The organism is Pedobacter sp. JCM 36344 (assembly GCF_046546555.1).
In the GTDB taxonomy this organism is placed as follows: domain Bacteria; phylum Bacteroidota; class Bacteroidia; order Sphingobacteriales; family Sphingobacteriaceae; genus Pedobacter.
On the sequence record NZ_JBKHKK010000003.1, the window covers coordinates 79,316 to 94,296 of the forward strand.

At 39.3% G+C, this 14,981-nt stretch carries 9 protein-coding genes; 2 read left to right on the forward strand and 7 right to left on the reverse strand.

Features of this window, described 5'->3' with window-relative positions; all coding sequences use genetic code 11:
* Window positions 1-4: 4 nt before the first annotated feature.
* Genes ACHFIZ_RS03920 through ACHFIZ_RS03940 form a run of 5 tightly spaced genes read right to left on the reverse strand, consistent with a single transcriptional unit; the run spans window position 5 to window position 9,231 of the window.
* Complete coding sequence (locus tag ACHFIZ_RS03920; RefSeq protein ID WP_410883064.1) at window positions 5-2,395, reverse strand: ABC transporter permease; 2,391 nt, start codon at window positions 2,393-2,395, stop codon at window positions 5-7.
* A 20-nt stretch (window positions 2,396-2,415) separates the two neighbouring features.
* Window positions 2,416-4,785, reverse strand: coding sequence for an ABC transporter permease (locus ACHFIZ_RS03925; protein WP_410883066.1), 2,370 nt, complete (start codon window positions 4,783-4,785; stop codon window positions 2,416-2,418).
* Between the two features lie 10 nt (window positions 4,786-4,795).
* Window positions 4,796-7,165: an ABC transporter permease gene (locus ACHFIZ_RS03930; RefSeq protein WP_410883068.1), complete on the reverse strand. Its 2,370-nt coding sequence runs from the start codon at window positions 7,163-7,165 to the stop codon at window positions 4,796-4,798.
* A 21-nt stretch (window positions 7,166-7,186) separates the two neighbouring features.
* Window positions 7,187-7,885, reverse strand: a complete 699-nt coding sequence (locus tag ACHFIZ_RS03935; RefSeq protein ID WP_410883070.1) for an ABC transporter ATP-binding protein — start codon at window positions 7,883-7,885, stop codon at window positions 7,187-7,189.
* Between the two features lie 20 nt (window positions 7,886-7,905).
* Window positions 7,906-9,231, reverse strand: coding sequence for an efflux RND transporter periplasmic adaptor subunit (locus tag ACHFIZ_RS03940; RefSeq protein ID WP_410883072.1), 1,326 nt, complete (start codon window positions 9,229-9,231; stop codon window positions 7,906-7,908).
* 119 nt (window positions 9,232-9,350) lie between these two features.
* On the opposite strand from ACHFIZ_RS03940, the gene ACHFIZ_RS03945 reads away from it, so the two are divergent.
* Both ACHFIZ_RS03945 and ACHFIZ_RS03950 read left to right on the forward strand, forming a co-directional pair.
* The gene (locus ACHFIZ_RS03945; protein WP_410883074.1) at window positions 9,351-10,721 is read left to right on the forward strand and encodes a sigma-54-dependent transcriptional regulator; all 1,371 of its coding nucleotides are present in this window, start codon (window positions 9,351-9,353) and stop codon (window positions 10,719-10,721) included.
* Window positions 10,721-12,079, forward strand: a complete 1,359-nt coding sequence (locus ACHFIZ_RS03950; protein WP_410883076.1) for a sensor histidine kinase — start codon at window positions 10,721-10,723, stop codon at window positions 12,077-12,079. Before ACHFIZ_RS03945 ends, ACHFIZ_RS03950 begins: the two co-directional genes overlap by 1 nt.
* A gap of 41 nt (window positions 12,080-12,120) precedes the next feature.
* Here the strand turns inward: ACHFIZ_RS03950 and ACHFIZ_RS03955 are convergent, their stop codons facing one another.
* Window positions 12,121-13,782 carry a hypothetical protein gene (locus tag ACHFIZ_RS03955; RefSeq protein WP_410883078.1) on the reverse strand — a complete coding sequence of 554 codons (1,662 nt, stop codon included), beginning with the start codon at window positions 13,780-13,782 and terminating at the stop codon, window positions 12,121-12,123.
* Complete coding sequence (locus tag ACHFIZ_RS03960; RefSeq protein ID WP_410883080.1) at window positions 13,783-14,937, reverse strand: hypothetical protein; 1,155 nt, start codon at window positions 14,935-14,937, stop codon at window positions 13,783-13,785.
* Window positions 14,938-14,981 lie beyond the last annotated feature (44 nt).

Consider the following 14,981-nt stretch of genomic DNA (forward strand, 5'->3'; position numbering starts at 1 on the left):
GATCTTATTCGTATTTTAATGCATTTATAGTATTGCCGCTTGCTGCCAGGTACGACCTTAAACTCACTGTAATCAATGTGATGATCACAGACAAGAAGGTAGCCAATACAAATGGCCAAATGTTCAAAGGTGCACGGTAGGCAAATCCTTCAAGCCATTTAGATACAAAAATATAGGTAATCGGCCAGGCGATTAAGTTGGCGATAAGTACCATCCATAGGAAAGAGCTATTTAACATTTTAACAAGTTCCAAAGTACTAGCACCTAAAACCTTTCTTATAGCGATCTCTTTCGTTCGCTGAGTAGCTACAAATGATATAAGCCCGAATAACCCTATAAAAGAAATAAAAATTACTACCCCTGCGAATACTTTAAACAGGGTTCCCATCACCCGCTCTGACTGATAATAACTGTTGATCTGCTCATCCATAAAATTGGAAGAATATACATAATCAGGGAACATCTTATTCCATTCACGTTCCACCATTTTCATCGTCGGCAACATCTGATTTGACTCGATTTTGATAGCTAATTGACTGTATCTTTCCTTCTGTGAATAGATTGCAATTGGAGAGATTCGTTCATGCAACGAAACATTATTGAAGTCTCTAACTACGCCCACAATAGGAAGAGAATGGCCATTCAAAGAAAGGATCTTGCCTAAAGCATCTTCCGGATGCAGCACATTCAATTTCTTTAGCAATGTCTCGTTAACTACAAATTCCTTTACAGTATCACTCGTTGAAAGCTGCCTACCGGCGACCAATCCAAGTGAAAAGGTTTTGAAGAAATCTTCATCTGCAACCTTAATGCTGACTTGAAAATCTGCGTCCTTACTGCTGTTATAGGAAAAACTAGTTTCGTGATTGTTTGATGATGATGGTGGGGTAAAACAATAACTAACACTTTTTATACTATTATTTTTAAGTAAGATTTCTTTTAGAGTATTAAATTTCATTTGGCTAAGACTATCAGAAGGCATCTGTAAAACAGCGATGCTGGTACTGTCAAAGCCAAGTGATTTGCTCCTCAAGAAGCTCATCTGGTTCATCACAACCAAAGTTCCGATAATGAGAATCGCAGTGATTGCAAATTGAACTACAACGAGTATTTTTCTTAAGCCCACACCTCCAGCAGTCGTAGAGCTAATTTTATTTTTAATGGCCAATGCAGGGCTCAATCCAGACATCACCATAGCGGGGTAAAATCCTGCAAGGAAACTTACGATGATGATTAGCAAAATCATGAAGATGTAGACTTCGGCATGTCCGAATAGACTGAATGTTATACCTTCGCCAAACAATGATTCCATCCCAGGTAAGCTCAGCTCGGTAATTACACAGGCAAATAAAAGTGCCACTACTGTGATCAACGTGGTTTCACTTAGAAACTGCCAGATCAATTGCTTACGCATGCTACCCATAACTTTGCGAACGCCTACTTCTTTCGATCTGTTTACTGCCTGTGCGGTAGCTAGATTAATAAAATTAATACAAGCAGTAATTAAGAGAAATAAGCCAATAACAAAGAGTCCTACAAGCTCAGACCTTGGTGTAACATTGCCCCCAAAATTGCTAAAACGCTCATCGTAGTGCACATCTTTTAAAGACTGAAATAGGTGATTTTCTTTACCGGGAGCCTTACTTGTATAATATTTCTTAACAAAGGAGGCCATTATACCATCAAGGCTTTTAATGTCGACACCTCTTTTCAGTAACATATAACATTCCTGGCTGGATGAGACCGAGCCCCATCCATCATTCCTCCGATCCTTCTCACTTTCGTAAGACATCACCAGCGTAAAGGGAAAACTTGTATTTTCAGGAAAATCTTCAAAGACTCCGGTGACCCTGAACGTTTCTTTATTGTTAAACATTAAGCTTTTACCAACTGCGTGCTTCCAATTACCAAAATAGGTTTCAGCTGTTTTTCTAGATAGCGTTATTGTATAAGGTTCCTTCAAAGCAGTTGCAGGTACTCCCGCAAGCCATTTAATTTTAAATATTTCAAATAGCGCTGGCTCCGCGTAATAGACCCTTTCACTCTTTTTAACTTCAGCCTTCGTTCCATCACCTACCGATTTTATGATACCAGCACTCGCTCTTACGCCGGCCACCTTTTCAAACTGACTAAAATCTTGTCTTAAAGCAGGAACAAATGGTCGGGGAACTCCATTCGTATAAAACTCCCCATCTGGGTATTGAAAGCTTGGAACAGCTCTATATATCCTGTCGCTATTCACGTAGCCTTTATCAAAACCCAGCTGGTAATTTATAAATATGAAAATCATCAAGCAGCCCGCCAACCCTACAGAAAGGCCAAGTACATTAATTATCGTATATCCTTTGTACTTCCAAAGGTTACGCAGTGCGATTTTTAAGTTCAGTTTAAACATTTTCTTCTAATTAAACTTAGTCATTCATATTTAAGCGCATCTACAGGATTTGCTTTTACAGCGCCAGCTGCCTGCACACTCACGGTTATAATAGTCAGTAAAATTGTTGCAAGCGCACTAAGCAAAAACGGAAGTACAGACATATCAACCCGGTAAGCAAAGGTCTCTAACCATTTTTGGGTAATTACATATGCCAGCGGCCATGACACCAGATTAGCAATAAGCACTACCTTGAAGAATGACGTGTTTAATAACTTTAACACTTGTAAATCACTCGCTCCTAATATTTTACGTAAAGCAATCTCTTTCATTCGGGTATTAGTCATATACTTTGCAAAAGCAAAAAGACCCAAAAGAGCAATAAGAATAGTTAGCAATGCCGCAGCAAAAAATACTGATTGCAACTGCTCCTGTTTTTGAAAAAGCTTACCATACAAGTCATTGAGAAAATAGTATCTAAAATTCTCACCGTCCTTTGTATTGATATCAGCCCAATTTGTTTTCAAGGCTTTAATAGCGTCAGACGTATGTGCCCTATCAATTTTAACCATTAGTTCTAGTTTCATGTTGCCACAAGGATTTTTAATGGCATATAGGGTTGGTTGAACAGGTACCTCGAAACCCTGTGTTTTAAAATCCTTTACAACACCAACAATCTTGTAGTCCATATCGCAACCCTTGATTGTTTGTCCAACAGGGTTCTTAAGACCATATTTTGCTACTGCAGATTCATTCAGGACTACAGAATTCGCCGTATCTGTTTTGAATTTGCTGTCAAAAAACCTTCCTTCAGCGAGTTTAATATCTAGCGTTTCAAAGTAATCAAAATCCACATCCAGGAAATCAATAGATGCCTCCACGCCATTAGCGGTATAGCCGATTGTACCATTCTCAGATCCGTCAGGAATACCACTAGCTACAGTTACAGATTGAACACCCGGAACTTTCATGATTCTTTCCCTTACCGGCTCAAAAACCTTAGGGTCTGTGAAATAGGTTAGATTCTTGATGTAAACCACCTGATTAGGATTAAAACCTATGTCTTGCGTACGCATATATTTCAGCTGACTGGTGATGATCAGCAATCCGATAATAAAGACAACCGCAACACTGAATTGAACTACAAGTAATGCACTTCTAAGCCAAGAGGTACTCCTGCCAGTTTGAAAATTGCCTTTTAATACCATAGCAGGCTTGAACCCTGACAAAACAACGGCTGGATAAGCCCCCGCGATAATTGTAATAGCAAGCAGAATTAGCGGAAGTTGAAAAACTAGCCTACTTTCCCCATTCCAAATTTTCAAAGGAACATTAAATAGGTTATTAAAATTCGGTAGCAATAGCTCGGCAACTACGAGCGCAAATACAGTGGCCACTATACATTGTAGCAAAATCTCCAGGAGGAACTGGATGGTAAGTTGATACCTGTAAACGCCCAGAACTTTTTTTATGCCTACCTCTTTTGCCCGCTTTGTAGCTTGCGCAATGCTTAGATTGGTGAAATTGATGCAGGCGATCACCAATATCATTACAGCAAGTATGGAGAGTGCAACAATGACTTTATAACTGGAGTCATTGGCTGCTTTTGGTTTCAAGTGCAGGTTCTTTAACGGATCCAGAAAAACACTGGATCCTTTAAAACGGGCTGATTGCACATCTTCCCCATCTTTGATCTGCTCTCTTTTATAGAGGTCGTTTATTTTATGTTCGAGTGCATCAATATCTGTTCCGGCTTTGACTAGAATATACGTGTTGTAATTATTGTAACCATAATTCTCTCCTTTACCCAGCTCCCTTCTCACTGAGAGCGCGTTAAATGTAATATTCGAATGTGGGTTACCTGTGATCACGCCAACCTCGCCAGTTAAGCCAACGGTTTTACCACCAATTGTCACGAGTTCAGGTTTTGCATCTTTTTTATCTGGAAACAATGTTTGCATAGTTTCCTTGTTAACATAAAATAAATGCTTCTCGTCACCCTCAGGCTTCACTAAACCACCTTCGGGTTTAAGGTTAAAAAGCTTCGCGGCCTCATAATCCATGATGAGATAGTTGGTAGTAAAAGCAGTGTTCTGCTTGTTGTTGATCGGAAATTCAAATCCTCCTTTTTTGGTCATCCCAACTGCTTCCACTTCAGGGAAATTAGCTTTAATAGCTTTTCCAAGGGGTGGCGGCGTAAAGTTTGTACTGAATTTAGGTAAGGTTCTGCCAACTATGTAAATATTCTCATAATTGGGATTTTCCTTATCATACGTGGTTTCGTAAGTCGCATAAATCATCACCAAAATAAAGGCCGCCAATGCCACTGCTAAGCCTCCAATGTTGATCGCAGTGATGCCCTTGTTTTTCCAAAGATTGCGTATGGCAATTTTAAAGTTGAGTTTGAACATATCGTTGGGTTTATTCGTATTTTAATGCATCAACCGGATTTGCTTTCGCCACTTTTATCGACTGAATACTCACTGTAAGAATGGCAATTAGAACTGAAAGACCAACAGCCGTTATAAAAGGCAAAGCAGAAATGGAGACCCTGTACTCGAAAGCAGAAAGCCACCTGTTACTAGCTATATAAGCCAAAGGGAAAGCAATAACATTTGCTATAGCCACTAACTTGATAAAGTCTTTATTTAAAAGGGTTAGAATATTTCTTGTACTTGCGCCTAATACTTTCCTTATGCTGATTTCCTTTTTACGCTGCTCAGCCATGAAAAGTGCTAAGCCCAGTAAACCTAGTGCAGAAATAAATATGGCGAAACCCCCAAACCAGTTTGAAAGGGTGCCCAATAGCTTTTCTGACCGGAATTTCTCTTCAAAAGAATCGCTTACAAATTTTCTATCTACCGGATAATCCGGATTTAGATCTTTCACAATTGCATCAATTTTATTAAGTGAACTGCTAATGTCTTGTGTTTCGTTTAATCTTATCAAAACAACCCCACCATCATCCTTGTAAATTCGATTGAAAATAGTCGGAGCTACTTTCTGATAAGGAGATTCCGCAGTAAAATCTTTCATTACGCCAATGATCGTACATCTATTTTCACCGTAATTAATCACTTTTCCTACTGGATTCTTTAGTGCCATGATCTTAATTGCCGCCTCATTTAACACAACCTTATTTGAATCACCAGGAAATTCAGCAGCAAATGCTCTTCCTGCTATCATCGAAGAGCCTATGGTTTCTACGAATTCATCACCTATCCCTCTTTGGTTAAACAATACCGACTCTTTGGAATTTTTTCCTTGCCAACTTATATCTGAAGTATTGTTGCCGCCTTCATCAATATTCATACTCAGTAAGGATACACTTTTTGCAGCACCCGATTTGATCAATTGACTCTTAAGCAAATCTAATTTTTGACTAGTTTTTAAGTTACCTACAGCCGCCAGCTGTATCAAATTACCCTTATTGTAACCGACAGATTTATTCTTTATGTAACTGAGTTGCTGATAAATTACTCCAGTACAAATAATCAGGCATACTGCAAATACAAATTGAAACACAACCAGAAATTTTCTTATCGATAAAGAAGAACCCGATTTAATACTAAAACCTTTCAGCACTTGAATTGGTTCAAAGGTGGATAGGTAGAATGCAGGATAACTTCCTGCTAGTATGCCAGTAAATAACACTAAACCAACAAGAGCCAACCAATTTCTCCAATCACTATATTGAATTGTCAAATTGATATTTAGTAGAACATTAAAATAAGGAAGCCAGATTTCAACAAGAATAAACGCTACAACAGTACCAATCATTGCCAATAGAGTACTTTCGAGCATAAACTGCGATATCAGTGATTTTCTTGTCGAGCCAATTGCTTTACGAACGCCAACTTCCTTGGCCCTCTTTTGTGATCGGGCAGTAGATAGATTCATAAAATTTACACAAGCAATTAATAAGATGCAAAAAGCCAGAATTAGAAAGATCTGCAATTGATCTATTTTTCCTCCCACCGATTTTCCGTTTTCAAATTCATTATACAAATGCCATTTCGAGAGAGGATGCAAAAGTAATTCGTTGGATGTGCCTTTTTCATTTCGCTGATACAGCCCCTTAATTGCTGCACTAGTTTGATCTAATATTTCGCTTCTTTGCAACTGAACCACTGTTAAACAAAAGTTACTTGTCCAGCCTTGCTCTTTGATCCACTTTTCCCTTTTTTCGAATAATTTCCATGGCATTATATAATCGAATTTTAAACTGCTGTTATCAGGCAAATCAGCTATCACTCCCTCTACCGTCAAACCGTCTTTATTATCCAACTTTACAACCTTATTTATCGGATTTTCATCACCAAATAGTTTAAATGCCAAGCTCTTAGTCAGGATTACAGTATTAACTTTTTGCATAGATTGGCTTGCCGAGCCTCTTAAAAAATCATAATCGAATATTCTAATAAATGCAGGATCAGCGAATATCCCTCTATTCTTTATCTTTATATCCTTATAACTTATTAGTTGTTGGTAAGGATAGGATGATCTTGCTGCATCTACCACACCAGAATATTTTTCTTTGAGCTCTGGAGCTAACAAGCCTGGTGTCCAAGCCCAACTATTTATTTTACCATTTGCGGCCATATTAGTGTAGGCAACATAAGTGGTATTGTAATTTTTAAACTGCTTATCATAACTCCATTCATAAGCAACATATAGCAGTAAAATCATGCAGCTGGCTAAACCAATTGCCAATCCACCCACATTAATGAGGGTGAATCCTTTATTCTTCCAAAGGTTTCTTAAGGCTATTTTTAAATTGAGTCTAAACATCAGGTTGGATAAGCTAAAATGTTATATCAGTTCTTCAGTACGGCTCTTGTTTATCTTTTCCGAGATCACATGTCCATCTTTCAAGTTAATGATCCGGTTTGAGAAACTTGCATCATGCGATGAGTGCGTAACCATGACTATAGTTGTTCCTGTCTCATTCAACTCGCAAAGTAATTCCATTACCTCATTACCATGCGAACTGTCCAGATTTCCCGTAGGCTCATCTGCCAAAACCAACTTTGGCTTGGTAACCAGTGCACGTGCTACGGCAACACGTTGCTGCTGGCCGCCCGACAATTGCTGAGGAAAATGGCCGCTCCTATTCACAATGTTCATCCTTTCAATAATCTCATTGACTAATCTTTTCCTTTCTGCAGAAGGAACTTTGTTGTAAATCAATGGCAATTCAATGTTCTCGAATACCGTAAGCTCGTCAATCAAGTTGAAGTTCTGAAATACAAATCCCATATTCTGCTTTCTGAAATTAGCACGCTCTCTGTCGTTAAGCTTTAATAACTCGGTTTCCAAGAATTTATAACTTCCACTTTCAGGCTTATCCAATAACCCCATCACGTTGAGTAACGTTGACTTCCCGCAACCTGATGGACCCATTATAGAAACAAATTCCCCTGGAGCCACATGTAGATTAATACCGTTTAAAGCCGTGGTTTCTATTTCTTCTGTCTTGTAAACTTTTTCCAGATTTTCAATCTTTATCATGGTTATATCTTTAGTTATGCCTAATTTTTTATTTCAATAATATCATACTGGTTAAACTGATCGTAAGAAGAGGTAATCACTTGTTCCCCTTTCTGCAGTCCATCCAAGATCTCATAATACAAGTAGTTCTTACGCCCAATCTTTACATTTCTCTTCAAAGCCTTACCATCTTTAAGTACGAACACCCATGAGCCCCCAGTGCTTTGGAAGAATTGACCTTGACTAACTAATAACGATTTGCTGTTATCAGACAATGTCAATTTCACCTGCAACGATAATCCTCTTCTCAATTCGACTGGCGATTGCCCTTCAAAGGTTAGCTCTATCTGAAACTGCCCTGAAGTAACTTCAGGAATGACCTTCTTTACTGTTAGTTTATAAGTCTTACCATTGAACTCACAGTTCGCTGTCTGACCTTCCTTCACCCTATTGATATAATATTCATCAACACCAGCTTGAAGCTTATAACCTTGCATTACGTCAATCTTTCCCAACATCTCGTTTACATTATAAGACTTACCAATAATGGGATCATATGACGACAACCGACCGGCAACAGGGGCCTTAATTGTCATGTTTTCGATATTTTGCCTAATCGTTTCCATGCTCTCATTCATCCTGCCAATTGAAATATCAATCTGCTTCAACTGCATAATCCTGCTTTGGTTCTCCTGCTTAATAGCCTCTTTCAAGATTTTTTTCCGACCCTGGTAATACTCATAATCCTGACTTGAAGCTGCAAATTCTTGGGTAGTAATCACCTTTTTCGAGAATAGCGTACTATCTACCTTGTATTTTCTGTTCGCAGTTCTTAAGCTATTTTCAACCTCCATCATGTCCTGGCTCATTATCCGTTGATTTTGCTCCAAGTCTAATCTCAATTTTCTGAGCTGATTGATCTGTTCAGTAATACCGGTTTCGCTTGAGGTATAGCTTGATAAAGCATTAGGATTAGTAATTCTAAGTAACGGCGTTCCTTTGACTACATTGGCTCCATTCTCTGTAAAAATATCTGCAACCGTTCCGCCCTCAGGTGAACTTATGATCACAGAAGTCAGCGGCACTACACTCGCATTTAATAATACTACATCCTCAAAATCTCCGTACACAACAGGATTTATAGTCACCTTATCCGCATCTGCTTTATAAACCTTATTTAAAGATATGCTGTATCCATAACCAACCAGACCCACAAAAAGTATTACACCCACAATGATTAATATCACCTTTCTATTAAATCTCTTACGTTCAATTTTCTTATCCATTTCTCTTTTGAAATACAATTCGGCATAAGCCAACAGTATGCCAACGCAGACTACCGATGTAACATACTGTAAAACAAACATATACAATTGCTGTTCAAGTTTAGCTGTTCAAAAACGAACAGTTCATGTGCATCAACGAACACTTTTACTATTTTTGAAAACGTAGAGAATAAAATACCACACTCACACACTATACAACCATGATAGGTGCAACAGTTCTAGTTATTGACGACGATGAAGATATTCTCTTAAGTGCAAAGCTTTATCTAAAGCAACATTTCTCTCAGGTAATCACTTGTAAGTCGCCAAAAGAAATTAATGTACTGCTTAGTCGTAATGAAATTGATATTATTCTTTTGGATATGAATTACCAAAAAGGTGTCAGTGATGGCAGGGAGGGACTTTATTGGCTAGATCACATCTTGTCAATTGATAATGATTACGTGGTAATTCTAATGACTTCCTATGGAAATGTTGAGCTTGCTGTTCAGGCAATAAAGAAAGGCGCTACGGATTTTATCCTTAAGCCCTGGGAAAATGATAAGCTTTTTGCTACGCTTTCTTCCGCTTCAAGGCTTCGTCAGTCAAACAAGAAAGTCAATAAGCTGGAAAAGATCCATTCATCGCTGCAGAAGGATCTCAACCGTCAGTTTGAAAACATTATCGGAACATCGAAGCCTATCAAGCACCTCCAAAATATACTGGTTAAAGTTGGTCCGACCGATGCAAATGTGCTCATTCTTGGAGAAAACGGCACAGGTAAACAAGTTTTCGCTTATGAGCTGCATAAACTTTCTCCACGCAGAAATCAGGTATTTATGCATGTTGATCTTGGCTCGCTTAACGAGAATCTTTTCGAGAGTGAGTTATTTGGTTACGCGAAGGGCGCATTTACAGATGCTAAAGAAGATAAGCCAGGCAGGTTCGAAATGGCAGAAGGAGGCACGATATTCTTAGATGAGATTGGTAACTTATCTCTTTCGCTTCAATCCAAACTTCTGAGTGTGATCCAAAACAGAACAATCAACAGACTCGGGGAAAGTAAAGAACGTAAAATCAATGTCCGGCTAATCACTGCTACCAACATGCCTTTAAATGAAATGGTAGCAAAGGGCACTTTCCGGCAAGATTTACTATTTAGGATCAATACAGTGGAACTTATGCTTCCAAGTCTGTGTAACCGTGGCGAGGATATCATTTTGCTAGCCACTCATTTCTTAAATTCATTCAGTAACAAATACCATAAAAGCTTTTTAAATATTAATGAAAAAGCTAAAGCTGCATTACTAACATACCATTGGCCCGGAAATATAAGAGAACTCCAACACGTAATTGAACGTGCTGTAATCATGTCTGATGGTACTGAGATAACAATTGACGATCTTCAGCTCAGTCCGAAAAAGTTTGGCACTAATGTGATTTCTTCTAATAACCTGGGGTTGGAAGAAATGGAAAAGCTCATGGTGCAGAAGGCAATTGATAAACATAAAGGAAATATTTCAAGAGCAGCGGCAGACCTTGGTCTAACACGTGCGGCGCTTTACCGCAGAATAGAGAAATTCGAATTATAATGTTCTACCAAAGATTTACCTATCGCCTATTATTTCGTCTGCTGATTATCAATCTGCTGGCAATTCTCTTGTACAACCTTATTGAACGCACCAACCTATTTTTTACAATCATTGGTGTTGCAATCATTTTACTTGCAGCCTTAATTAGCCTTTATCACTACATCAATCAGATCAGAGAGGACATTAAAAGATTTATTCTTGCAGTGAAAACCCGCGACAGCTCACTAAATTTTCGCAATAAAGTAACTAACGGAAGCTTCCCGGAACTATATGAATCATTCAATGACATCATCCAAATTCATAAAAATATCCAACTGGAAAAAGATTCTATGTTTCTACTGCTCAAAACAATCCTGGAGCAGGTACCCGTAGGCGTAATTGTGATTAAGGAAACTACCGAAGAAGCCGAAAAAAAAGAAATTGTGCTGATCAATCAGGCTGCAGTCTCCCTACTAAATGTCCCTGCATATAAATATTGGCACCGGATGGTTCAGCACCTTCCTCAGTTTTCCGATGAAATTGAAGGCATTAAAACAGGAGGTAAGAAATTTATAGAGATTAAAATTCAAGACAAATTAATACAACTCTCGACAGAAATAATTCCCTTAAACCTCTACCAAAACAATTATACCATCATTTCCTTCCAAAATATTAAAGATGAAATTGAGCAAAAAGAATCTGAAGCATGGAATAGGTTGATCGGCGTAATCTCCCATGAGATTTTAAATTCCATCACGCCTATTAGTTCGCTATCAGACACAGTAAACACGATGATTCAGGATAAATCGGTATTGACTCCTGAAGAACTCGAAGATCTAAAACCCGCAATTCAAACGATTAGGCGCCGGTCTGAGGGATTATTAGATTTCGTGAAAGACTACCGTTTAATAGCCGAGCTTCCCACACCTGTATTAGCTTACCACACTATTGGCGAGATTCTTAAACACATTAAAATTCTAATGCAGCCCTTTGCAAAAGAAAAAAACATCACATTAAAGATTGAACAGACCTCATCAAAAATAAGCATTAACATTGATTTGAAGCTTATTGAACAGGCGTTGATTAACTTGGTTACCAACAGCATTTATGCTTTACAAGATGTCCAGCAGGGTACGATAGAAATCGCTTATCGTTTAGAAATCAATAAACTGTATCTAGAAGTAACTGATAATGGTAAGGGCGTAACATCAGATCTTGTTGAGAAGATCTTTGTGCCGTTCTTCACAACAAGAAAAAATGGTTCGGGTATTGGATTAACGATTACCAGAAATATCATGAAGATGCATTATGGCAGTTTGGAAGTTTCTTCCATACCCTATGAGAAAACTACCTTCTCTTTAGTTTTTAAGTATAATTAATTTCATGGAGTACCGTAAAATGACAGCGAAATTTTTATATTTTACTTAACTACTGCATCAAAAGCACAATTTAATATTTTACTATTACGCTTTATTTGAATCCATATACGGTAATTTCCAGGCTGCGGAAAAGTATAGGGAAAGCTGATCTCCTCCATGTGATGAGTACCAGATTCTATACTGTCGTGTTTCATCCCCGCCATTAAAATTACATTTCGTTCATTTTCGTCCATTGCTTCCAAACTCGCAACCAACCTGTTCACACTATCGGCAAAAACAATAGGCGGTGGTAAGTATTTTTCCAGCGACTGCCGAAAAGCAATCCTGTCTAACAGTGCCTTTTGTGACCCCATGGAAAAGCTGCCCGTAGGATGCAAATGGATGTATACGCTGCCGTCATCCTTTAGAATGACTGCATGTGCAGGCATCCCTAAATAGGGTTCTAGCTTAGCTGGTTTTTCATTTGCATCAAGTATTTCAAACTTTAACGTGGTCAATTCTCCTGCTTTAAGTTTCAGCCCGGGAGTTTGTATCCAAATTGCGGTAGAACCATCTGAAAGTTTTGACGCTAAACCAGGCAAACCGCACATCACAGTTGGTACTAGATTACCGATTGTACTTTTTCCCGCAATAGGATTTGTCGTAAAGAAGGTATCATCTTTGTCTGGGGCAAGAGCTATTACAGGGTTATTTGCCATACTGATTGTAGCTTGCGGAATTTCTAGCGTATCAACGATGGTTTCGGAAAATCCACTTAATCGGGTGATATCGGCATAGACCCAATATGTGCCGGATGGTAACTTTGGCGCAACTGCTGTAAAGGTTACAGAATCGATTCGGCGCGGATGTAGGTGAGCAAATGCATCGAGGCTACCGGCTCTGATTAAAAACATATGCATAAGCTTTCCATGATCGGGCACCAAGTAATTCATTTTCCGACTAATGTTCCTACCGTTACGCTGTTCAAGCCGCTTCAGTGCCATTGAGTCTATTACCAGGGTGAGCAGGCCTGTTTGTGCATTTACTTTTGTTGTTGCCTGCAATGGCTGGTATAAATACCGATTATAGTCATCAGCGGCTGCATTCCACCAGGACTTTCCGGCCCATAGTATCAGTACTAAAATCGCAAAAGTGACAAAGCCACCGATTGTTCTTTTTCTACGCAATTCGGGTGATAACTTTTCTGACGGATTGAGCTGGCTATCGCTCACACTGGACATAATGATCGTAACCATAAGCACCACCAAGAATACAGCCATCATAAATAGTCCCCATCCTAAACCGGCGGGCATACTGCGCTTAGCTGTGGAAAGCGCCATAACAGGGATCACTACAGTTCCCTTTCCTAGAGGACCATCTATAGTAATATCAATGCTTGAAGCCCCGGAACTCATCAGCCAAATGTTTAGATCAAACCTCCCCGGCTCTGTTGAAGATGGCGTAGCTAAATCAGCACGAGGTGTTCCGTCGAGCCCTGTAAACCAATAAACTGGTTTAGCATTGATCTGGACACCCTGTGTGGCATTTTCTAAATAGATGGAAACGGAGGCCGTGCCAGGTATTACGTCTGGTGGCGTGATATTGACAAGCATTTTATAAGGCCCGGCATTACCCTCGAAGGTCACTCCAGGGCTACCAACATGTGCATAACTGCAGACCGATAATATCAAAAAAGCTAAAATTGTAATTAATCTTTTCATCATTTAGCGTTTAACAGATTTCATCCATTTACCCCAGATCAATCCCAGCCATGCTGATGCTGATGCGATCAGAAAAGCGACAAATATACCTTTAATGAATACTGGCAAAGGTTCTTCATTCCAGGGAGCAAATGCATATCGGTATTCCCAATTTGGGTCAGAGCCGAAGTACCAGGATGTAGTGCCAAAAGCCCAGTTGCGGGCGTAAGGCGACATTAGAAAGCTTCCCATTGACCACTGTATCGCCAGCATAACTATTACAAGCAAGGGCCCTAGAAAAAGTGCTTTGAAAAAAGCTTTTTTATGTTGCATCCTCTCATTAAGCCAGTCTATTGCTATTGCGGGGAAAATGAGTAGTAATGGAAAATCAAAGCTTTGATAGTGCGTGATGTGGTTTAGCACTGGGCCTAAACGCGGTTCAGCGGCAAACAGTGGCAAAATCCAAACAAGTGAGGCCATCACTATCATATAAACAATAGCAGTCTGTGTAGCTGCCCAACGGCCGGGTGAGGCTACTGAAACTGCAACCAGCGGTAGCGGAAAAAGCAGTCCGCTAACGATATAAAAAAATGAACTATGCATTGCATGACGACCAAGATATTGAGAAGCGATGGTGTATATCATCACGAGCATAAAACCTGATGATAAAGTAAAACTCCACTTTAATGTCTTTATAACCGCATATGACGATGTTGCAAGTCGGTTCTGATAGGCGAGTACACTTACCATGGCACCAAACTGAACGGTTACCATACCAAGCAAAAGTACGGTGTGAGGGGGCGAAAGTATCTGAACATCAAGTCCAAAAGTGTTGTGCCACCAATCATCGAACGGGGCTGAAGTGATCATTGTAAATGCGCCCCAGATGCAAAACAAAGCTCCTAAAGAGCCGTAAAATATGCCCCAAAACCGTATCGAAACGTCCCTTTCTGCTTCCCTCCCTGAAAAAGTGAGGCGAAGGACATGATAACCTGAAAATAATCCTGCTGTTACCGCGCCAAGGTAGATTAATAGGTGCGGCGGAGAAAACAACCCATCTCGACCAATACTCGTATGCCAGGAGATATCCCATATTAGCCCAATAACAATACTCAGGGAAGAAAAAACTACTGCATATATATAAAATGGAACAATGCGGCTTAATGCAGTGGTAGTCATTTGCTTACTAATTTACCAAATATAAGTTATTTAGATATTCACAA

Bases quoted from the DNA above. Each gene is read 5' to 3' on its own strand.
- ACHFIZ_RS03950 (WP_410883076.1), top strand. From the start codon at position 10,721: ATGTTCTACCAAAGATTTACCTATCGCCTATTATTTCGTCTGCTGATT.
- ACHFIZ_RS03920 (WP_410883064.1), bottom strand. From the start codon at position 2,395: ATGTTTAAACTGAACTTAAAAATCGCACTGCGTAACCTTTGGAAGTAC.
- ACHFIZ_RS03955 (WP_410883078.1), bottom strand. From the start codon at position 13,782: ATGATGAAAAGATTAATTACAATTTTAGCTTTTTTGATATTATCGGTC.
- ACHFIZ_RS03935 (WP_410883070.1), bottom strand. From the start codon at position 7,885: ATGATAAAGATTGAAAATCTGGAAAAAGTTTACAAGACAGAAGAAATA.
- ACHFIZ_RS03960 (WP_410883080.1), bottom strand. From the start codon at position 14,937: ATGACTACCACTGCATTAAGCCGCATTGTTCCATTTTATATATATGCA.
- ACHFIZ_RS03930 (WP_410883068.1), bottom strand. From the start codon at position 7,165: ATGTTTAGACTCAATTTAAAAATAGCCTTAAGAAACCTTTGGAAGAAT.
- ACHFIZ_RS03945 (WP_410883074.1), top strand. From the start codon at position 9,351: ATGATAGGTGCAACAGTTCTAGTTATTGACGACGATGAAGATATTCTC.
- ACHFIZ_RS03925 (WP_410883066.1), bottom strand. From the start codon at position 4,785: ATGTTCAAACTCAACTTTAAAATTGCCATACGCAATCTTTGGAAAAAC.
- ACHFIZ_RS03940 (WP_410883072.1), bottom strand. From the start codon at position 9,231: ATGTTTGTTTTACAGTATGTTACATCGGTAGTCTGCGTTGGCATACTG.